We start from the raw sequence: 22,902 nt of genomic DNA on the forward strand, positions 1-22,902 counted from the left end.
ATACCAATCCATTTATTCATAAATAAAACGATAGATTCATAACAGATCATATCACGATTCCATCTTTAACACTGTAATTATAGCGTTAAAGCTAAAAATATACAATATAAAATTTAAACTACGCATATGTCCGCATGGAACTATCCATAATAACCCATATAAAACATAACAAGGAGTAAGCGAACAAATGGGGTCTTTTAATAAATGGATACGTGGTGAAAACTCATTCTCTGCACAAGAACAAGCTGATCACCTTTTAAATAAATCTATCTCTTCCTCTCTTTCCCTTAATCTAAAGCACTTGTCCAAACTCTTTAGCGGTATTCCAGAATTAATTACACGTACTTTTCCGTTAAAAAACGGAAAAGTAGCTGCAATTATATATATGGAAGGACTTGTAGACAAAACTGTTATTAACATTGATATTCTTCGCCCTCTCCTATTTAAAGAGTGGAATGAAGATAATTGTTGGGAATCCTCAGTTACAGTCGGGAATATAAAGAAAGTTCAGCAGTGGTCAGACATTGAACAGTCCCTTTTACATGGTAAAAGCATTTTATTTATAAATGGACAACTTACAGCGTTAGAACTAGATACGCAATCGGCGCCAAAAAGAAGTATTGAAGAACCTACAACAGAAACTGCCATAAAAAGCTCACACGAAGGATTTAATGAAGTAGCGAGCGACAGTCTTGCACTTATTCGTCGATATATTCCAAATCGCGAATTGAAAGTGAAGGAATTCACTGTTGGTGAACGAGCTACTTCAAAGGTTTTTTTGCTGTACTTAGCAGACGTTGCAAACGAAGACGTTGTACAAGAAATGGCATGCCGCATCGAATCAATCAAAGTGGATGCCATTATTACTACCGGAGAATTAGAAGGGTTTGTTGAAGATAATTCCTATACTCTCTTTCCGCAATTATCAATAACCGAACGCCCTGATACAACGGCCCATCACATTTTGGATGGACGAATTGCTGTTATTGTAGACCGCTCACCCGGCGTATTAATTGGACCTATGACCTTTTCATCTTTTTTTCAGACGATAGATGATTACAGCTTCCGGCCAATGATTCCATCTTTCATACGACTACTTCGTTTTACCGGACTATTTATTGCAATATTTGCTCCAGCTCTTTATATTGCTATGATTTCCTTTCATTATGAAGTGATTCCACTTAAATTATTGTTAACAATTGGAGAATCTCGAGCTAAAATTCCTTTCCCCCCTATATTAGAAGCACTTTTGATGGAACTAGTACTTGAAATGCTCCGCGAAGCTGCGGTTCGGCTTCCTGGTCCCGTTGGACAAACGATTGGCGTCGTAGGAGGGATTGTCATTGGACAAGCTGCTGTCCAAGCAGGAATAGTAAGTAATGTTATGGTTATCGTCGTATCTATTACTGCAGTCGCTTCTTTTATCATCCCTAACATGGAAATGTCAGCAGGAATTCGGCTTCTTCGCTTTCCAATGATGATAACCGCTTCTTTGTTTGGGGTCATTGGAATTATGGTCGGGATGGCAGTTATCATCATCCATATTCTTTCTATGGAATCACTTGGTGTTCCTTATGGTAGTCCTTTTTCTCCGTCATTTGCTTCGGATTTAAAAGACATTCTTGTACGTTTACCATGGAAACTAATGAAGAAACGACCACTATCCCTTAACTTAAAACAAGAGAATCGACAACGCGATATAGAAGAAACGGAGGAAGATAAGTGACAAAGCGTGCAAAGAGGGAGATTAGTTTATTTCAATACATTTTAACGATTAGTGGTGTTCAAGTAGGGTTCGGTGTACTTACACTGCCACGTGAAGTTGCGCAAGGGGCGAATACAGATGGCTGGATGTCTATTATAATAGGATGCGCTATCACTACTTTAGTCAGTCTATGTATTGTAAAAATTATGGAAAAACATCCCGGGTATACTTTACTTGATGTGCTAACTCGTTATCTTGGGAAGTGGCTAGGAAGAGTAGGAATGATTTTTTGGATTTTATATGCTGTTCTTGCAGCTGTATCCTTAATTTTTTCCCTCTTATACGTTATTCACATTTGGATTTTACCTAGATCTCCAATGTTTTTAATCATGATGTTATTATCTATCCCAATGGTTATGCTCGCATGTAAAGGTGTTCTTATTATTAGCCGCTATGCTGTTTTTACTGTCTTATTTACACTCTGGATGCCATTGCTATTATTTATCCCACTTAAAGACGGGCATTGGGTTTATCTGCTTCCTCTCCTTAAAGAGGGATGGCTACCAGTTTTCAACACAGTAAAATCAACTATTATTGCCTTTCTCGGATTTGAGTTTGCATTTGTCCTTTATCCTTATCTCAGTAATAAATCATCTGCAAAAAAAGGAATCGTTATTGCAAATATGATTACTTTATTCGTTTACCTGCAAGTTACGTTCGTTTCTTTCGTTTATTTTAGCCCAGATGGTATAACTAAGTTTTTATGGCCCACTCTCTCTCTTGTTACACCATTTCACTTTTCATTTCTGGAACGGTTTGAAATTATCTTTTTGTCATTTTATCTCTTCATTATTTTTGATTCTTGCATTCCTTATATTTTTACTGCCTCAGATGGAATCAATCAGTTACTTAACAAAAAAGGGAGTTCATTACCTATTTGGTTTTTATTATTCGGGTGTGTTTTCGTTTTATTTTTTTATATCCCATCCTCGTATCAAATAAGTGCATTGCGGGAATTTTGGGGAACTGCAAGTTATTTTATCGTTTTTCTATTCCCAGTCGTATTTCTCTTATACATGACACTTTATCAGCATTGGAAAAGGAGAAAAATTTAAATGAGACGCTTTATTTTCACTATATTTTGCTTTCTCATAACCTTTTTAACAGGATGTGGAGGAGATCGGCTCGACTTAGAAAAACAATCCATTTCATTAATTTACGGGTTTGATGCAAAAGCAAAAGGAAAATTAATTGTATACCACGTAAACCCTATTTTTAATGAAGATGTGGAGAAAAAATACGAAACTCATGAAGCGACAGTACATACCCCTCGAGAAGCAAAAGCAACATTTAATAGTTCAAGTAGCGGTTTAGTATCTACAGAAAAGTTACAACTCATTTTATTTAGTACGAAATTTTTAAAACAAGAAGGAGCTATGCCTTACCTTGATGTTTGGTATCGCGACCCTAAAAATACTGGAAATATGCGCATGGTTGCAGTAGACGGTTCAATCTCTTCAGTTATATATAATAATTTTAAAGATAAGCCTGCACTTCCTGAATATTTAACAGATTTAATTAATACGAACAAACTATACAATCGAACCGCGTTTACGACATTCCATGAATTCCATAGGCAAACTTTTAATAAAGGTATAACACCTGCTATCTCAGAAATAAAAAAAGGTAAAAAAGATATTCTCGTTACCGGCTCTGCATTATTAACTTCTCGCGGAATCTATAAAATGTCTTTAAATCGATATGAAAGTGCCCTTCTTCTTCTATTACAAAAGAAAGCGAATATACCCGTTTCACTTACACTGAAAATCCCTTCTCATTCAGTTGAAAGTAATAGTCATCTAAAAGATACAGACGGCGACGACTTCGTAACAATAAATGTTCTTAGCATGAATCGTGACATTCACACAGGCTATAGCGATAACCGTTTCAAATTTAATATTGCAATGAATTTTAAAGTTTCCGTATCTGAACTTACATTCAACATGGATATAGACAAAGGTAGAAAGAAATTAACTTCACTTATTACAAAACAACTAAACAAAGATTTAAACGATTTAATCCACAAAATTCAAAAACAGCAACTTGATCCATTCGGGTTTGGTGATTATGCGAGAGCATTTCAATATAAAGAATGGAAAACGGTTGAAGACGATTGGCCGAGTGCCTTTTCAAAGTCTAATGTGAAAGTAGCACCTACTATTAAAATTTTAGAGAACGGGATTATTAAATAAAAAAACACGCTACTTGCTCTTATACGTGTAAAGAGTAAGTAGCGTGTTATCATTTTTATTTTGAAGCTTCCTATACAGTTACGCTTCTGTTTCTGGTTCTTCGTTTTCCGCCTGTTCCAATCTTTGCTGCTCCGCAAGTTCGGCTGAAATCATTCCATAATAAATTTCTGGATACAATCCAAATATTTGATATACACTTCCTAAAAACGGCATCGGAATCCCTCTTTTCTAAAGTTGTATTACCACTTTTAAGGATTCCCTATTCATTCATTATACATTCGTTTTTGGCGTTTCCTCTTCATCATGAACGCTTAATAAATTTTGCCACTTTTTATAAGGAGCACTATTTGGATCTACATAACCTTTCGCATACGAACGATCCCACAATTGTTTAATAAACATTTCTTTCTCTTTCTTTGCAACCATATCGGCACCTGTACCGTAATAGTTTTGGAAATACAACTCAATTTCATCAAGGAATAATCTTAATAATTCATCAGAAGTTTCTTCTAACGTTGGATCATATTTCGCCTCACGGTCATACATTAAAATCATATCTAAAATATTATGGACATGCTCTTTACGAAGCCATCTAATATCTTGAGCACCTAATACGAACGGATGTGTATATAAATGTCCGCCCTGTATCATAGCTTTTTCTTGTTCTTCTTCAAATCTGGACAAGATGTTTTCATAAATAAATGGGTTATGAAGCAACGCTCTATGCAATTTGTAACTTTCGCTTGAAATATTTTTCCCCATCGATTGAATTAAGAAGCTACGTCCAACGCCGTTATATTGATACACGAACTGCCCATCAACAGCAACTAAACTAATCCAGCGATACATATACGCGTATAGTAGAGCGCGATTACATTTATCGTAATCTAACTTCGTTTGCGTTGCATTTAAGTCTGGCATAAATGCTGGTAAGTGCCAATACTTATCTAAATGCGGCGTTAAACTAGATTTTTTACTATTCAACTTGTTTACACGGCGATAGTACGACTGAAAATAATCACCTTTATCATTCATAAATCCATTTGCGATATGTCCAGACGACAGCTTAGGAAAGTCTTGCAACGATAAACCGTAATGCGCACGATAACAAATGACTTCAAATGGCGAAAAAGCTTCATGTACTGTATCTTTTTCTTTAAACATTTCTTGAATTAATTCCTCTTGTAGTTCTTTCTTTAAAGATGGATGTATACCCCAATATTGTAATTCCCTATGATGGGAAACTTTCGGAACGAATGGACTTGCTAAATGGAACAAGTCTTCAATTTTTTCACGGACGTATTCATCACGATCACGCTTCTTATAATCCGCCTCTTTTCGTAACGCCTCAACGATATTCAGCTCTAATTTATCACGATAGCGTATTTGTAATTCATCGTAGCAATAACTTAGTATGTGCTCACGATAAAAGTCTTCCACCTTTTTCGATTGAATCTCTTCTGTTTTCGCATCTCGGCAATATTCCCCGTATAAACTCATATAAATTTCCGCAGAGATATCTTTCGGTAATACACCTAAATTTAAATGTTGCTGCATATCTTGCCATATCTTTTCTTGCAACTTCTCTTCAGCTAATACGTATACATTCGTTGGGTTTGTTTTCCCTTCAAATTCCTTGCTTCGTTTTTGAATTTCAAACAATAAATTTTCACGCGTTTCATGTAAATTATCAAAAAACCTTTCCCAATATTGAATCATTTTATTAACTGCTTGATAAAGCGATTGATAAACGAGTTCTAATAGCATTTCTTTACGATACTCGTTTAATTTGTGTACGTACTGCGTTACAATATCTTCAAATTCTTTTTTAAACAAACGCTGCTGATTATTCATCATTTTCCCAAACCAGCCTTGTTGCTGCGCGATTTCTACTCGGCGCACAGCTGTTACCGTTCCATCAATATTACTCACATTAAATTTCTTATCGTAGTTTTGAATTAAATTACGCTTTTGTTCATTATTTTCATGTAGTCGATTCATTTTTTCGACTAACTGCTTTCGAATTTCATACAACATAAAACGAGCTGATACTGGATGAACAGGATCTGTTTTCTTTAAAAACCATGTATTTAATTGATAGGACTGTCCCTCAGAACCACTTGGTGAAAAACGGTCTGATTCAATCATGTCATATAAAAGTGTCGTTACATGTTCATGTACACGGCTCGGAATCGCATACGCATATAAACGAACTGCATGATCCACCCTTGCTACTTCACCTTTCATTTGTTCCATCATTTTCAGTTTCGCAGCTGAAATTTTACACTCATGCTGTAGACGATTTAATTCCTCGTCTTTTTGCACCGTACGCTGTACATAGCTTTCTACAGCCTCTAAAAACTGTTTAGATTTCGCAACACCAACCTTACCACCTTCTGCTCCTTCACGCGTTTCATTGTACATTTGTCTATAGAAAATATGAGCCTGTTCTGGGCGAGTAGCAAGATGTTCTAAGTCTTCTAAATAACTTTTCCCACGCTCTGGCTTTTCACGCTGCATCCCGCGTTTGACGTCTTGGTCATATCTTTGCTTCTTCTCTTGAAACAGTTGATCTAAATGAAGCCACGATTCATCTAAACCTTGCACGGCCCATTTTAAGGCGCAATATTTTAACACGTGCTCATATGGATAAATAATCTTTGCCGTTCCTGCCCCGCAATATCGCCCTTTCCCGCTTGATTCTGCTAATTGCTGAATTTGATTATCTTCCTGCGCAAAATGATTTGCAGACATCGGACTAAATAACTGTAAATAAATCGTATTTGCCATTTGCTCCATATAATCTGATAAATTATGCAGATGGTGTCCATGTAAATTTTCGTAATCGTATAAGAAACAATAATTGTACGGTAAATGGTGTTGTTTAATCGTATGATTCGTTCTTCCGTCTTCATCTACTTGATCAGGTCGATATTCTAATTCAATCGTCACTCCGCCACGTTTTGATAATTCTCCAGTAGAACCGAGTGTAATGGCATGTAATTCTTTTAACGATGCATAACCATTTGCTTGCACCGTTTCAAACTCTTTCCCACTAACCGTTCTCGTCTTCACCAACACATCCGGCATTAGAAACGCACCACGTATTAAAATGTTATGATGCTGCAGTTTTTTTCGAAGCATTTCACGTAAATATAATGCAATTTGCAGAAACATCCCTGAGCCTGTTCCGCCCGCTAGTGATGTTACGATAATGACACGCACACCATATTCCGTTTGATCACTTGTAACCGGAAAAATCTTCTCAATTTCTTGCCAAAAGGACGTCAATTTATCTTCTTTCATCGCAGCACGTAACGCTAAACGGGAAATGACACGTAACTGCCCTGCCCCTTCTGTCAGTGGTTTATCAAGTATAGTCGGGTCCATCGGAAACCACTCTGGAATCGTTGGATCTCCTGCAATATACTCTCTTGGCGTTTTACTAGAACTCGTTTGCGTCTTAAACTTTCGAATATGATCAAATTTACTCAATGTATTCACATCTGTATCAAATACGTGCATTGCTACCTTTTTTCGGCGCTCCTCAGGTAGCCTTTCATATATTTGATGTGTCACAGTACTACCGATTCCACCTAAACCAATTAATATCGTTGGAACTTGTAACGTCATGTGAACCACCTTCCTATTCTTGCTTGTTTGAAAAGAGGAGAGAAAGATAAGACTCCCTCCTTTTCTCTACCTACTATTCACACTCATATTTGTAAATTTCTTTACCATACCCTCTATCAATTACTAAAAGTTCATTTGGATATAGCGTCTTATGTTCCATTCCAACCTCATCTTCTGTTATAAACATCCCATCAATAATCATTCCTACTACTTGTGACTCTTTCGCTACAAATATTGATTTCGATCCTTTCTTTGCTATAAACGTAACGGATTGCACAGTCTTTCTTTCTGCTCGGAATGGAATACCAAAATAGTGCTTCCACCATTTATTTTTAAGTAATTCTGGCTCAGATTGATATAACCAATCTTTCGCTACCTCTTGATCCCATTCGTAATACAATAGTGCTTTTCGGTGAAATCTTGGACGAGCAATCCATCCTAAAACGATTATTCCTACTACTAACAATAATAAAGTGATAGGAATAACAAACTTAAAAATAAGCGCATATTTTTCATAGAACGGTGCATTTTGAATATGAAGTGATATATTTTTCTTTACTTCTTGTAATTTTGAATCTTGCACTACGATGGTAGCTTCTACGGTGCCGGTATCTGTGAAATTGAATGTGTCGGAGTAATGAGGGCGAGGATAAATGTAAATTTGATTATCCTGTTGTTTTATTTCATAGTTGATTGATTGTTTAGATGTGACACCAGTAGATTTTAATAGTTTCTTTACAGCTTCTTCTGTCATCGGCTTACCATCTAACTGTGGTTGTATAATAAACGGTTTACTATTCTCTAAATTCGTTACTTTTTCCTCATAATCTTTCGTAATAGTTTGCAATGATAATTTGGGTTTTTCAGTTACTTCGATTTTAAATTCCTTCGTCTGTCTGTAAAACCCCTTTATGTTCATATGAACTTTCCCGCGCACTAACCCTTTATCGATCTTCGTTTCGTAGTAAAATACGTGTTTTTTATCGTCCCACTTCATCGGGTACTGTTTTCCGTCTATTTCTACTTCTGACTGAAAATATGAAGACTGAATTGGTAATTCCGTAGGCTTCGCTTCAATAACAGCAGTAACACCTTCGTACATTTTCTCCACATTTTTTTGACTACTATCGTCTTTGTCATAAGTAGAAACAGTATAGTTAAGCGCCGGTTCAACTAGTACTTGTAATCCTTCTTTCTCAATATCTCGATCCACTTCTATCGTATAAGTTCCTGGTTTAATAACTCCCTGATTTTCCGTACTTATATGAACTATATTTCCGAACAATTTCGCTTCTCCTGGTGCATGTATGGAATAAGAAGATTGTAATTGTAATGGTTTAGAAATTTGTGTGACCTGATAATTAGACAAAGAAGGCGATTGTCGTACAAGCGTCATACGCTTTAACGGAAATGGCGTTGTAATCTCTACTTTCTTCCCTACTACTTTCGTTTTTACAATCGTTTCAACCGAGGAGAACGGATCACGATTTGCAACTAATGCTGCCACTTGATTGACGCTTTTTACAATACCATCCTCTCCACTAGATGGCATCGTAACGCCATTTATCTCTTTCTTCCATATTTCTTTAAACGTATTTAGTTGTGCCTTTTCTTGCTGCCCTAAATCCTCTTCCATCGTAATTAAAATTGGATGTAACGATATCTTTTTTGCATCCATTTCTTTCTTAAACTGTGCTAGCTTCTGTGTAATTTGTTCTTTTCCGCCAACCTTATCTTTCTCTAAATCATTAAATGCCCCGTCAGTTAAGACAATAAGCCAAAATTCACGTTTTCCATCTATATCTGCTTCCTTTTTTATAGATTGCATCGCCGTCTCTACTGCGCTAAACGGAGTATTTAAATACGTTTTCCATGCTCCAATTCCCTCAATTTCTGTTTGTCTCTTATCCTTCGTTAACGAAATGTTTAATGGATCATTCGGCTTGCTCATTGGAACATAAGAGAATTTATCTTTTTCATCTAATAGCGCAACTAAACTTTGCAAAGCATAATTGGCATATTTCCAGCGATCGTTATTTCTCATGCTGCCCGAATCATCATATACAAGTGAAACGACCCTTTCCTTTGCCTCCTCTCCTTTTGCAAAAGTCCAAAAAGGATGTAACCATATAAATAGAAACAACATGAATGTGGCACAAATTCGAATTTTCATGATGAGGCTTCGCCACCTTTGTAGACAAATTCCTATGTTTAAATTTATGAGAGGATACAAGATATATGACTTGTATTTTAGGACAACTAGCACAGCATAACTTTATTATGTAAACAGATATATATACTGAATATGATTCCTTCTAGCGTTTTCTATCCGATACTATAAGTAAAAAAGCCTGTTTAAGCTCTACACTTAAAACAGACTTTTCCTACTTTTCATATTGAAAACACATAACAAAAAGTTTGATTTTAAATTAACACATTACTTCAATTGTAAATCCACCAGGTGCTTCCACATAAAACGTATACGCATGTGCACTTTTAGGAGCCTCAACCAAAAATCCATCTTCCTTCAACCTTTGATTTATCTTATCTACTTGTTCATTATTTTCTTGTGGAAATCCTACATGAAATGTTTTTGGATAATGTACGTCTTTCCCTTTCATTAACGTTAATATAAACCCATCATTATCACGCATAACCGCAAAGCCATTTCCCCTTGCTCCGCTACAAGTTAAACCGAAATATTTTTCTAAAAACTCTCTAGTAGCTGCTACATCTGAAACTGTTAAATTAAGATGTTTAATTTTCAAACCATCACCAACTTTCTTAATTTTCTAACATTTTACCATACAATGAAAAAACACGCCTTCACAGCGTGTTTTATTGCTTCACATACACTTCAACAATTGGATTATCTTTATGATCCGCATGTAAGCGTAAATTCTCTTCACTTGTACTATAAATACTAGCTAATAACATAATCGTTAACACATTAGGAGTTTTTGCATCGCTCCCATATTTCCTTTCCAGCGCTTCCTTATATTCAAAATCCAAATCCCCCTGCACATATGTATACACTTCAAAACCATCTTCTAAATTGCAAACTACTGTATCGATAATATCTGCCCCAACTTGCTTCTTCATTTCCTCTCGCAAAGCTTCAATAAACTCTTCCCACGGTACTTCATATGTCTGAAACTGATTTGTAGATTTCATGCCATTTCCTCCTTATATATCCTCTTCCTATATTTCCCCTTTCCTATAACAATTATGATAGATAGGACATTCGTACAAGCCGCACTTGTCCCCGTTACATATCGTATTACTGTAATGGGGAAGGAGGAAAGAACATGCATAGACAAAAATGTTACGATACGTGCCAACGTTATTTCGGTAAAGTCGTTCGCATTGAAGATCGTGATGGTCGCATTCATTTAGGCAAAATAATTGATGTGACAAAAAGCTCTGTATGGATTGAACCAGTGCAACAGCGCTCATCTTTTGATACAGGATTTGGATACTATGACGCATATGCAAACGGTGGCTGTGACCTTTGCGGGGGCCTTAGCAGATGTGATAGTTGTGGATTTGGTTGTGGTGGTGGATTCAGCGGCTGTGGATGTGGCGGTCGTGGTTGCGGTAGTTGTGGCGGCTGGGGAGGCGGCGGTTGTGGATGGGGTCTTGAACTCGGATTTGGTTTCATCTTCGGAATTACATTAGCTGCATTATTTTTCATTTAACATAGTAAAGAGTTGACTATCTTTAGTCAACTCTCTTTCTTTATTTTTCACATATAAAAATACGATGACCTAAAATATGTTGGTACATAAGCCGTACATTTTCATGTTGCACCCATGCCTCATATAACTCATTCGGAATAAATTGTGATACATTCCATTCCGGCTCTTCTATATAGCCCGAGATCGTTTCTGCAATTGTGCCACCGCCAGCAATTGTAATTCTTTTTAAATTTGCTTTCTGAAATAATTGTACCCATTCATTCTCAGTTAATAGTTCTTTCATCCCGTATAGTTGGGCAATTTTTTCTTCCTCACTCTTCTCAATGTGCCTATCAATAATCATTTCAATGACAACAAGTTTACCCTCTTTCTGTAGTACACGATAGCACTCCGGGATAACCCTTTCTTTCTCTGTAAAAGCGAGTATTGATTCTCCGAGTACGAACTCAAATGAGTCATGCAAACAAGGTAATTGCTCTACATTTCCTTCAATTAATTGGATGTCTATTCCTTCAAACGACCATCTATCTTTCGCCTTTTGAATCATAATCTCATTCTTTTCAACCGCCGTTACTTTATAACCATATTCTTTTGTCATATATGCCGCTGTTTTCCCCGTACCACAGCCTATCTCAAGGACATTTGCTCCATATTTAAAAGGTAGTTGTGCTAACAATTGTTTTGTTAGCGTAAAACCACCAGGATGAGCACTTCCTATTCCGTAATAAGCTAGGAAATCGATGTAAGTATTTCGTTTCATGGGATTCTCCCTTTTTTATTTTATATATTCGAGGAAGGAATAAAAGTGCATAGAAAAAGCATTTTCAAGTGCTCTAATACCGCAACTTGAAAATGCTTTTTCTTTTATCCCGCTATTTGCTGGGTAGCTCAATTGGTGAGGACTAATAATCAGTGGAAAATGGAGCCCCACTAATTAAAGTTTCACTTTATTATTTCTCTTCTACATAAGCCCATTTAAAGCTATATTCCGGACTAATATTATGTTTCACAATCCCCTTTACATTTGGTTTCATAACATATGATCTACCACTTTGATATAAAGGTACAAGCGCTACATCATCTTCAAGTAACAATTTTTCTGCTTTCCCTAACTCTGTCCAACGTTTTTTGGCATCCGCCATCCATTCTGTCTTACTTTTATTAATAATGTCATCATATTTTGAATTTGAATAGCTCATCTGATTCTGCGAATTTTTTGTTTCAAACATATCAAGGTATGTCATTGGATCCGCATAATCTGGATTCCAGCCGCCATATGAGAAATCATAATCTTGGTCTGATTCTAATTTTAGTTTTTGCTTAAATGGTTGCAGTTTAATATTTACTGTTACACCTTTTAAATTCTTTTCAACTTGGTCTTTTACATACTCCCCAACTTTTTTCGCATTACCAGTATCATAATTTAATAACTCTATTGTTATTTGATCTTTTCCAAGTTCTTTTTTCGCTTCTTCCCAAGCTGCTGCTGCCTTTTTGGAGTCTTGTTTTAAACCATTCTTGAACGTTTCTGCGAAATCTTTACCGTCTGGTCCACTCGCTAAACCTTTTGGTACTAAGTAATCCACTGGTTTTGAACCATCATTTAAAATAACATTCGTTAAAGCTTTCTTATCAATTGATAATGCAATTGCTTCACGTAGTTTTTTGCTCTTTAACGGTGTATCTTGCCCACCACGTTTTTGGTTTAGACGTAAGTAAAACGTACTTGTTTCCGAATATGCGCCAAACTCTTCTTTATTATTTCTATACTTATCAACAAATTCACCTGATAAAAGTGTGAAATCAATCGCACCTGTGTCATATAAATTTACTCTAGTAGCTGGTTCTTTTACTACACTATAATTGATTTCTTCTAGTTTTACAGTCTTTTTGTCCCAATACTGCTCATTTTTCTTTAATTTCCAACCTTGCTCATGCTTCCAATCAGTAAGCACAAATGGACCATTATAAATTGTTGTATCAGACTCTAAACCGAATTTATTCCCTTTTTCTTTCACGAACTTTTCATTTAATGGATAGTAAGACGCAAATGCCATTAAGTTCAAGAAATATGGTACTGGTCTTTCTAGTTCCACTTCAAGCGTATAATCATCTACCGCTTTTACACCTAATGTAGAAACTTCTCCTTTTCCTTGATTAATTGTTTCCGCATTTTTAATATAGTAAGCGATAAATGCATACTCAGCAGCTGTTTTTGGATCTACTAGACGTTGCCATGCAAATACGAAATCTTTCGCTGTTACTGGATCATCGTTTGACCATTTTGCATCTTTACGTAGTTTAAATGTATATTTTTTACCATCCTCGCTTTTTGTGCTAGATTCTGCTACAGCTGGGATTGGCTTATTATCTTTATCAAGGCGATATAAACCTTCCATTGTATTCCCTAAAATTTGTGAGCCAAGTGTATCTGTATTTTTGGAAGTATCCATCGTCGGAATTTCATTCGTTTCTGTACGATTTAGCACTTGCTTTGCCGCATATTTAATATCAGATTTCTTCTCTTCTCCACCATTATTAGATGTCGTTGTCGTTTTCTTCTCCCCACCAGAAGATCCAGAACACGCTGTTAACGCCATACTCATCGCTAAAACTGGCACTACAACCGCCGTAAACTTTTTCATCTTTTTCTTCATTCTTGTACCCTCCCCAATTATATGTACGAAACTAACTTTGAGAGATTTCTAAATTAAATTATCAGAAAATTATTACTAATTATCATTCTACTAATTTTCCTTGAATTGTAAAGTATTTTTAAAAATATTCATAATAATTAATTTATTTTATTCAATAACAATCTATTACTACTATACGAATTCTCCCCCATCTACTATATGTAAGTACCACTTTTCTTATTCTTTTCTATTTATTTAAATTTAATTGAATAGTAAAAGAGCGTTTTAAAAATAAATAATATATTTTTTAAACGCTCTTTTTTCTTATTTCCCTTCCGTTACATACGCCCACTTAAAGCTATATTCTGGACTAATGTTATGTTTCACAATTCCTTTTACATTCGATTTCATTACATACGCTCTTCCTGTTTGATATAAAGGAACTAGTCCAGCATCTTCTTCAAGGAATAATTTTTCTGCTTTCCCTAACGTTTCCCAACGCTTCTTCGCATCACCCATTAATTCATTACCTGCTTTTTGTACCATTTCATCGTATTTTGCATTTGAATAACTCATTTGGTTATATGGGCTCTTCGATTCAAACATATCAATAAATGTCATTGGATCCGCATAGTCTGGACTCCAACCTGCATAAGAAATTTCATAATCTTGTGCAGTCTCTAATTTTAATTTTTGTTTGAACGGCTGAATTTTTGTATTAATCGTTACACCTTTTAAATTTTTCTCAATTTGATCTTTAACATAATCAGCAATCTTTTTCGCAGTTCCATCATCATAACTTAGTAATTCAATTGTAACTTGATCTTTTCCAAGTTCTTTTTTCGCTGCTTCCCACGCTGCTGCACCTTTTTTCGGATCATATTTCAGACCATTTTTAAATGTATCTTGGAAATCTTTACCGTCTGGTCCTGTCGCAAGCCCTTTTGGAACCAATTGATCCGTTGCTTTTGAACCGTTATTTAAAATAACATTTGCTAAACCTTTTTTATCAACTGATAATGCGATTGCTTCACGAAGCTTTTTGCTTTTTAACGGTGTATCTTGTCCGTTACGCTTTTGATTTAAACGTAAGAAGAATGTACTTGATTCTGCATACTCGCCATATTCTTCTTTGTTCGATTTATATTTATCTACAAACTCTCCTGATAGTAGTGTGAAATCAATTGACCCTGTATCATATAAGTTTACTTTCGTCGCAACTTCTTTTACTACACTATAGTTAATTTCTTCTAATTTCACAGTCTTCTTATCCCAATACTTATCATTTTTCTTTAGCTGCCATCCTTGTTCATGTTTCCATGAAGACATCACGAACGGCCCGTTATACACCGTTGTATCTGCTTCTAAACCGTACTTATCTCCTTTTTCTTTTACGAATTTTTCATTTAACGGATAGTATGACGGGAATGCTAGTAAATTCAAGAAATATGGTACTGGCTTTTCTAATTCTACTTCTAGTGTATAATCATCTACTGCTTTTGCCCCCAAATCTGTTAGAGGTTTTTCACCTTTATTAATTGCTTCTGCGTTTTTAATATAGTAAGCAATAAATGCGTATTCTGACGCTGTATTTTTATCAAGTAAGCGCTGCCATGCAAATACGAAATCTTTCGCTGTTACAGGATCACCATTCGACCATTTTGCATCTTTACGTAGTTTAAATGTATATTTTTTGCCATCCTCGCTTTTCGTACTAGATTCTGCAGCAGCTGGGATTGGCTTATTATCTTTATCAAGACGATATAATCCTTCCATCGTGTTCCCTAAAATTTGTGACCCTAACGTATCAGTAGATTTAGACGTATCCATCGTCGGAATTTCTTGATTCTCTGTACGATTTAATACTTGTTTTGCTGCGTATTTAATTTCGGATTTGTTCTCTTCCCCACCACCATTAGACGTCGTAGTTGTTTTCTTCTCCCCACCTGATCCAGAACACGCTGTCAACGCCATGCTCATCGCTAAAACTGGCGCTACAACCGCCGTGAACTTTTTCATCTTTTTCTTCATTTTTGTACCCTCCCCAATTATATGTACGAAACTAATTTTGAGAGATTTTCTAATAACTAGTTATCAGAAAATTCTTATTAATTAATATTCTACTAACTTTTCCGTTTTTGTAAAGTTATTTTTAAAATATTCTAAAAATTATTTTTTTGTGATAGTAAAAATTATTTTTTACAATTACCACTATACAAATTCTTCCTATTTACTATATAAGTAGCATTCCCCTTGTGCTTATTGATTTGTTTACAATTTAATCTCATAATAAAAAAGCATTCCAAAAGTAGTCTACTTTCGGAATGCTTTTTTAACTTATTATTTTTCAGTTACATAAGCCCATTTAAAGCTGTACTCCGGACTAATGTTATGTTTAACAACACCTTTTACAGTCGGTTTCATTACATAAGATCTAGCATTTTGATATAAAGGTACAAGTGCTACATCTTGCTCAAGTAATAATTTTTCAGCTTTTCCTAGTTCTTCCCAACGTTTCTTCGCGTCACTCATTAACTCTCCGCCAGCTTTTTTAACCATTTCATCATACTTCGCATCAGAGTAGCTCATTTGGTTGTGAGAGTGACTAGATTCAAACATATCTAAATATGTCATTGGATCTGCATAGTCTGGGCTCCATCCACCATACGAAATATCATAATCTTGCTCTGATTCTAATTTTAGTTTTTGTTTAAACGGCTGCAGTTTAATATTTACTGTTACACCTTTTAAGTTTTTCTCAATTTGATCTTTTACATATTCCCCAACTTTTTTCGCATTACCAGTATCATAGTTTAAGAACTCAATTGTAACTTGATCTTTTCCAAGCTCTTTTTTCGCTTCTTCCCATGCAGCAGCTGCTTTTTTCGCATCTGGCTTAATACCATTTTTAAACGTTTCTTGGAAGTCTTTTCCGTCTGGTCCATTTGCTAACCCTTTAGGTACTAAGTAATCAGCCGGTTTCGATCCATCATTTAAAATAACATTTGCTAAATTCTTTTTATCAATCGATAAAGCAATTGCTTCGCGTAATTTTTGGCTCTTTAATGGTGTATCTTGCCCACCACGTTTTTGATTTAAACGTATGAAAAATGTACTTGGTTCTGAATATGTTCCAAACTCCTCTTTATTATTTCTATATTTGTCAACGAATTCTCCAGTCAATAAAGAGAAATCAATTTGGCCACTATCGTATAAATTCACACGAGTTGCTGGCTCTTTTACAACACTAAAGTTAATCTCATCTAATTTCACAGTCTTTTTATCCCAATATTGATCATTCTTCTTTAGTTTCCATCCTTGTTCGTGTTTCCAATCAGTAAGAACGAATGGACCGTTATAAACTGTTGTATCAGATTCTAAACCGTATTTATCCCCTTTTTCTTTGACGAACTTTTCATTTAGTGGATAATATGACGGGAATGCTACTAAGTTTAAGAAGTATGGTACCGCTTGTTCTAATTCTACTTCAAGTGTAAGATCATCAACCGCTTTTACACCTAATGTAGAAACTTCTGCTTTCCCCTGGCTAATTGCTTCTGCATTTTTAATCGGGAATGCGATAAATGCATACTCAGCAGCTGTTTTTGGATCTAATAGACGTTGCCATGCAAATACGAAATCTTTCGCTGTTACAGGATCACCATTTGACCATTTTGCATCTTTACGTAATTTAAATGTATATTTTTTACCATCCTCACTCTTCGTGCTTGACTCTGCCGCAGCTGGGATTGGTTTGTTTTCTTTATCTAATCGGTATAAACCTTCCATTGTGTTCCCTAACATTTGAGAACCTAAAGTATCTGTACTTTTCGAAGTATCCATTGTTGGAATCTCATTCGTTTCTGTTCGATTTAGCACTTGTTTCGCTGCTAATTTTTCCTCTGATTTACTATCTCCGCCAGAGCTAGAATTTGTGCTTGTCTTCTTATCTCCACCTGATGTAGAACATGCTGTTAATGCCATACTCATTGCTAAAACTGGTGCTACAACTGCTGTTAATTTTTTGATTTTTTTCTTTTTCACTTTCTGTACCCTCCCTAATTCTTAACGCTCTCATTTAAGAAATTTCTGATAATTCTGTTTTTCTTTATATATTTATCAGAAGATTCTTATTAACTATTATTCTACTAATTTTTTGAGTTTTGTAAAGTGTTATTATTGAAAATTTTTAAAAAATTATTTTTTTACAGTAATATTCATAAAAATTCCATAATCTTTTGAAACACTATATCTCATTGAATTCTATGCATTGATTTAATAGTCTTTATATCCCCTCACTATAAAACACTTGTAAATTATTGTTAATAAATAATGTATATCGTAACAAACCTCTTTTCTACAAAAATAAAAAAAGTCAGCAAAGCTGACTTTTTTATCCGGCCATTTTCTCTCTTTTCATTTCTTCTACTATCCTCTTATACTTCTCATCATCAAATTCATTTTCAATTTTTGCAACAACTACAGTCGCAATACCGTTACCAATTAAGTTGACGATAGCACGTGCTTCTGACATGAAACGATCTACACCAAGTAATAGTGCTAACCCTTCTAATGGAATAACATTCATTGCAGATAGAGTAGATGCTAATACAATAAACCCTCCACCTGTTACTGCTGCTGCACCTTTAGATGTAACTAACAAAATAGCTATTATAGTTAATTGTTGACCTAGTGAAAGATCGACGTGAAAGACTTGAGCTAAAAATATAGTAGCCATCGATAAATAAATCGTTGTTCCATCTAAATTAAAAGAATATCCCGTCGGAATGACTAAACCTACTACCGGCTTCGAACACCCGAAGTCTTCCATCTTTGTCATCATTCGCGGCAGTACTGATTCTGATGATGATGTCCCGAGAACAATGAGTAATTCTTCTTAAATATGCGCTAAATATTTCCACAAACTAAATTTATACAGTTTACAAATAAAATTTAAAACAATAAAAACAAATAATGCCATTGTTGCATATACACAAATCATTAATTTACCGAGTGGAATAAGTGTACTTAAACCATATTTGCCAATTGTAAACGCCATTCCACCGAATGCTCCAACCGGTGCTAATTTCATTACAATTGATAAAATGTTAAAAAATACTTTCGATAATCTTTCAAAAAAGTCGATTACCGGTTGTCCATTTTTCCCTAACATCGTTAACCCTGCACCGAATAAAATGGAGAAGAACAAAACTTGTAAAATGTCACCTTTTGCAAATGCTTAGAACATGTTAGACGGCACAATATGTAAAAAGAAATCCATCCATTTCATTTCTTGCCCGCTTTGTACATATTGTGAAACATCTCCGCCCTTTAGTTTTGAAGGATCTAATCCATCTCCTGGACGTACAACATTCGCTACGATGATACCAATAAGTAAAGCCGCTGTTGTAACAATTTCAAAATACAATAGTGCCTTCCCGCCAACACGACCTACCTTTTTCATACTTCCCATACTTGCAATCCCAAGCACAATTGTTAAAAAGATTATTGGTGCAATAACCATTTTAATCATATTGATGAACGTTTCACCAATTGGCTTCATCTCTTGTCCAACACTAGGCCAAATGGCCCCTACTGCAATACCACAAATAATCGCCACAATAACTTGGAATGTTAAATTCTTTACAATTCTCATTTTTATTCTTTCATTTCTCCCATACGATTTCAATAATTGCTAATGATGTATTTTATGTAATAGCCCCCCTGCTATTTAACTTAAATCACATTATTATGTTACGCTATTATCCATAATTCGAAAATAGTATATAACATTTAATTTAAAATGTCATACTATTAAACGTAATAAAAAAGCAGACATTATGCCTGCTTTAATTCTCCTCAATCTGCTTTTCACTTAATCCTAGATGTGTTCTAAGAGTATTACTCAAACTCTGTAGATCTTTTTTATTAGGGTTATAATAATATACACGATTCCCATTTGGACCGTTAGGTAAGTATAAATCATCACCAGCTAATTGTATTTTTTCAACTGAACCGTTTAAACCGTATTTATAAAAAGATAAAATATCATCCATTACTAAGTTTGTTTTAAAATCGCCGTCAACTGCCTCAACTATTTTTTCTAGCTTCGTAATTGATCCTACACTTTTTAATTTACTTAACATCGCTTCAATAACAAGCTGTTGACGCTGACCTCTCATTGCATCACTATCAATATGACGCGTTCTTGCCAGTGCAAGTGCTTCTTCCCCTGTTAATGTTTGTAGTCCTTTTTTCAAATGGATTGCGTCAGGTTCATCTTTACTATTTTGCTCTGTAAATTCAACTGGGACATTTACTTCAATCCCATCTAATCCATCCACAATTTTAGTAAATGCATTAAAATTAAACTTCACAAAATAATCAACAGGCACTTGTAACAATTTTTCTACCGCTTCCACTGAAGCTTGCGGTCCTCCATCTTTACCATTTTTAACGAAACCACTTCCATATGCATGCGTTATTTTATCTTTTTTCTTTTCTACTGGTACATATGTATATGTATCACGTGGTATGCTCGTTAATTTCACAGTCTTATCATCTTTATTAAAAGTAGCTAACAGTAGTGCATCTGTATGAAATGCACCATTATACTCCTTTTGTCGTTCTGGATTTTCATCAATTCCCATAATTAAAAGTGAAACATTATTGGTGATCGGTTTTACAGTTTCCTCACGTAATTTTGATTTTTCACCACGTGCTAAATTAACATTTGATTTTTGTACGAGATTAGCAGTTTTCATATATACGTAAGTACCATATCCAACTCCGCCAAATAGTAATATTGCTAACAATACACTTATTATTGTTGTCTTTTTATATTTTCGCTTATTTTTCTTTTCTCTTGAAGAAGGGTGATTCTCCATATCGTTTCCTCCGTTTTCTATTCATCTAATATATTTTTCAATTTCTCATAATTAGCGCTTTCCTTTTGAAATGCATTCTCTTTCAATCCTTTGTTTATTTGTATCCATTCGGTCGTGATTGAATATTGAATCATACCTTCGTGGAAACTAAGGAACTTGAGCATAATCCCTGTATTTTTCTCTACAACCATTTCAAATTTCCCTCTTAAATCTTCAGATGTACTTACAGGCATTTCTATATTTATTGTCCCTTCTATTTTGTAGCAATCCAGTCCAAGATACTTCGTTTCTTTATAATTCCAATCTTTATATCGAATTAATAGATCCGCAAATTCTGATTGAATACTATACTTCGCGAATCCCACATATTCATCATCATATCTTTTTTTCTCACCCGATTTTCTCAATAACCTTTCCGTAGGATTTAATTTTAATAGTTCATTGTTTCTTTCTTTCGAGCTCCATTTTGTCTCTTTATATGTATACTTCTCATCATCAAATTCTTTTTTCTTGCCCTCGTTATATATAAGTGTTCGTTTTTTCGATAGCTTATCTTCTTTCGAAGAGATACCTCTTTGTTCCTCCGTATCAATCGTATATTTGTATGTTGTAGCAATTCTTGACGAACTAGAATATTCCTCAAATTGTCCTGAAATATTTTTAAAATGATCAATGGAATCTAGCATCTTTTCATGAATCTTTTCTTTCTCTGGATAATTTACGTTCGATTTCATTTCCTCTTCATTTTCATAATCAGAAAACGCCTTTTTCTTTACATATTCAAATACTCCGCCGTTTTGAGCAAAAATTTGATCAGAAAACTCCGACATAGACACAATAGAAAGCGCTAGAACAGCAGCACTTATAACCATCATATAAACTCTGTAACCTTTCTTTTTTACCGGAAGATTATGTAGTGTACCATTAATCTTTTCATTTAACTCTGGCGGCACTATAACATTCTCTTCTTTTATTCTCTTTTTTAATTTCTCATCAAATAATTTTTCATCATCCATCCTTTGCACCCCCTATTCCATCTTTAATCGTTTCTGTAGTTGTTCCCTCGCGCGCGACAATCTCGATTTCACTGTTCCTTTTGGTATTTCTAAAAGCTTCGCAATGCTATCTTGATTCATATCTTCATAGTAATACAGCACCGTAACAGCTCTTAATTCTTCATGTAACGATTGAATCGCATTACACAAATCTATATCTTCATACTGATCACACGCGCTCATATTGTAATCATTCTCTTCTATCACAATTATATTTTTATACGCTCTAATAATATTGTTACACTCATTCATTAAAATTCGAATTAACCAAGTTTGAAAAAACTCTTCTTTCTTTAATTTTTTTATATTTTCATAGGCTTTTAAAATTGTCGTCTGTATCGCATCCTCTATATTTGTCTCATCACGTAACATAGCCTTTGCTATTCGGTACATCTTCACTTTTTCTGTATGTATAAGCGCCATAAACGCTTCATGATCACCTTTTTTCGCTAAAGAAACATCGGTTTCTTCTTTTATAATCATTTTATATAAAGGGATTACTTTCACAATTGCTCCTCCTGTTTCATCCTCACTTCAAATTTAACTTTACATGTATTAGACGGATGAGCCTAGAAAAAGGTTCATTTTTTTGAATATTTCCATAAAAAAAGGTAAACATTCTTCATGTTCACCTTTACTCAGACGTAATCCTTAAGAAATATCCATCTGGATCTACAACTTTAAATCCTCTCGTCTCCCATGAATATGTTTGAATCTCTTCTTGTATCTTGCATCCCTTCTCTTTACAACGTTCATATACATCTTCAAGTCGGTCGACAACGATAATTAGTTCAAAGCCATTTCCCTTCATTTCTTTTCGATTGTAAAAATAGTGATTTTCATTCAATGTATAATCATTAGCTAGTAATAGAGAAAACTGATCGTGATTGAATCGTGCTGCATGCTCACTTCTTTTATACAATTTTAATCCAATAATTGTTTCGTAAAACAATACTGACTTTTCAATATCATGTACATATAACTGAACCCGGAACAAATAATTCATTCGTTTCCTCCTCATCAAAAAAAGTCCACT

Annotated in this window: 17 protein-coding genes and 1 pseudogene; 4 read left to right on the plus strand and 14 right to left on the minus strand. The window is 34.9% G+C overall.

Annotated features, from left to right (window positions below; all coding sequences use genetic code 11):
- The first annotated feature begins 187 nt into the window (after positions 1-187).
- The 3 genes from DN392_RS13675 to DN392_RS13685 are packed head-to-tail and all read left to right on the plus strand — an operon-like array spanning position 188 to position 3,957.
- A complete protein-coding gene (locus DN392_RS13675; RefSeq protein ID WP_000534527.1) occupies positions 188-1,726 on the plus strand; it encodes a spore germination protein in 1,539 nt (512 codons plus the stop codon).
- Positions 1,723-2,820 carry an endospore germination permease gene (locus DN392_RS13680; RefSeq protein ID WP_000166511.1) on the plus strand — a complete coding sequence of 366 codons (1,098 nt, stop codon included), beginning with the start codon at positions 1,723-1,725 and terminating at the stop codon, positions 2,818-2,820. Before DN392_RS13675 ends, DN392_RS13680 begins: the two co-directional genes overlap by 4 nt.
- Positions 2,821-3,957, plus strand: a complete 1,137-nt coding sequence (locus DN392_RS13685; RefSeq protein ID WP_001252183.1) for a Ger(x)C family spore germination protein — start codon at positions 2,821-2,823, stop codon at positions 3,955-3,957.
- 78 nt (positions 3,958-4,035) lie between these two features.
- Here the strand turns inward: DN392_RS13685 and DN392_RS13690 are convergent, their stop codons facing one another.
- The 5 genes from DN392_RS13690 to DN392_RS13710 all read right to left on the minus strand — a co-directional run bounded on the left by DN392_RS13690 (position 4,036) and on the right by DN392_RS13710 (position 10,764).
- Entirely contained in the window at positions 4,036-4,170 is a 135-nt protein-coding gene (locus DN392_RS13690; RefSeq protein ID WP_001116178.1) for a hypothetical protein, read from the minus strand.
- Between the two features lie 57 nt (positions 4,171-4,227).
- Entirely contained in the window at positions 4,228-7,590 is a 3,363-nt protein-coding gene (locus DN392_RS13695; RefSeq protein ID WP_088321563.1) for a tubulin-like doman-containing protein, read from the minus strand.
- A gap of 73 nt (positions 7,591-7,663) precedes the next feature.
- Complete coding sequence (locus DN392_RS13700; protein WP_064471126.1) at positions 7,664-9,763, minus strand: vWA domain-containing protein; 2,100 nt, start codon at positions 9,761-9,763, stop codon at positions 7,664-7,666.
- A 256-nt stretch (positions 9,764-10,019) separates the two neighbouring features.
- Complete coding sequence (locus DN392_RS13705) at positions 10,020-10,358, minus strand: VOC family protein (protein WP_000693977.1); 339 nt, start codon at positions 10,356-10,358, stop codon at positions 10,020-10,022.
- A gap of 70 nt (positions 10,359-10,428) precedes the next feature.
- Complete coding sequence (locus DN392_RS13710) at positions 10,429-10,764, minus strand: hypothetical protein (RefSeq protein WP_000843273.1); 336 nt, start codon at positions 10,762-10,764, stop codon at positions 10,429-10,431.
- Positions 10,765-10,898: 134 nt separating this feature from the next.
- Here DN392_RS13710 and DN392_RS13715 point away from each other — a divergent pair, with 134 nt between their 5' ends.
- Complete coding sequence (locus DN392_RS13715) at positions 10,899-11,288, plus strand: hypothetical protein (RefSeq protein WP_064460211.1); 390 nt, start codon at positions 10,899-10,901, stop codon at positions 11,286-11,288.
- 40 nt (positions 11,289-11,328) lie between these two features.
- On the opposite strand, the gene DN392_RS13720 is transcribed toward DN392_RS13715, so the two are convergent.
- From DN392_RS13720 to DN392_RS13760, 9 genes and pseudogenes are all read right to left on the minus strand, one after another.
- A complete protein-coding gene (locus tag DN392_RS13720) occupies positions 11,329-12,048 on the minus strand; it encodes a class I SAM-dependent methyltransferase (RefSeq protein WP_088321564.1) in 720 nt (239 codons plus the stop codon).
- A gap of 190 nt (positions 12,049-12,238) precedes the next feature.
- Positions 12,239-13,945 (minus strand): peptide ABC transporter substrate-binding protein, encoded by a 1,707-nt coding sequence (locus tag DN392_RS13725; RefSeq protein WP_088321565.1) that lies wholly within the window; start codon positions 13,943-13,945, stop codon positions 12,239-12,241.
- 303 nt (positions 13,946-14,248) lie between these two features.
- On the minus strand, positions 14,249-15,955 hold the full coding sequence (locus DN392_RS13730; protein ID WP_000728452.1) for a peptide ABC transporter substrate-binding protein: 1,707 nt from the start codon (positions 15,953-15,955) through the stop codon (positions 14,249-14,251).
- 309 nt (positions 15,956-16,264) lie between these two features.
- The gene (locus DN392_RS13735; protein ID WP_000727407.1) at positions 16,265-17,968 is read right to left on the minus strand and encodes a peptide ABC transporter substrate-binding protein; all 1,704 of its coding nucleotides are present in this window, start codon (positions 17,966-17,968) and stop codon (positions 16,265-16,267) included.
- Between the two features lie 349 nt (positions 17,969-18,317).
- Positions 18,318-19,580, minus strand: a pseudogene (locus DN392_RS13740) (dicarboxylate/amino acid:cation symporter).
- Positions 19,581-19,773: 193 nt separating this feature from the next.
- Positions 19,774-20,811, minus strand: coding sequence for an LCP family protein (locus DN392_RS13745; RefSeq protein ID WP_088321566.1), 1,038 nt, complete (start codon positions 20,809-20,811; stop codon positions 19,774-19,776).
- A 17-nt stretch (positions 20,812-20,828) separates the two neighbouring features.
- Complete coding sequence (locus DN392_RS13750; protein WP_016135128.1) at positions 20,829-21,827, minus strand: hypothetical protein; 999 nt, start codon at positions 21,825-21,827, stop codon at positions 20,829-20,831.
- A gap of 12 nt (positions 21,828-21,839) precedes the next feature.
- Complete coding sequence (locus DN392_RS13755; RefSeq protein WP_000864725.1) at positions 21,840-22,373, minus strand: RNA polymerase sigma factor; 534 nt, start codon at positions 22,371-22,373, stop codon at positions 21,840-21,842.
- Positions 22,374-22,500: 127 nt separating this feature from the next.
- A complete protein-coding gene (locus DN392_RS13760; RefSeq protein WP_001108393.1) occupies positions 22,501-22,872 on the minus strand; it encodes a VOC family protein in 372 nt (123 codons plus the stop codon).
- Between the last annotated feature and the right edge of the window lie 30 nt (positions 22,873-22,902).

Origin of the sequence: Bacillus sp. BB51/4, assembly GCF_008368845.1 — a bacterium.
Taxonomy (GTDB): domain Bacteria; phylum Bacillota; class Bacilli; order Bacillales; family Bacillaceae_G; genus Bacillus_A; species Bacillus_A wiedmannii.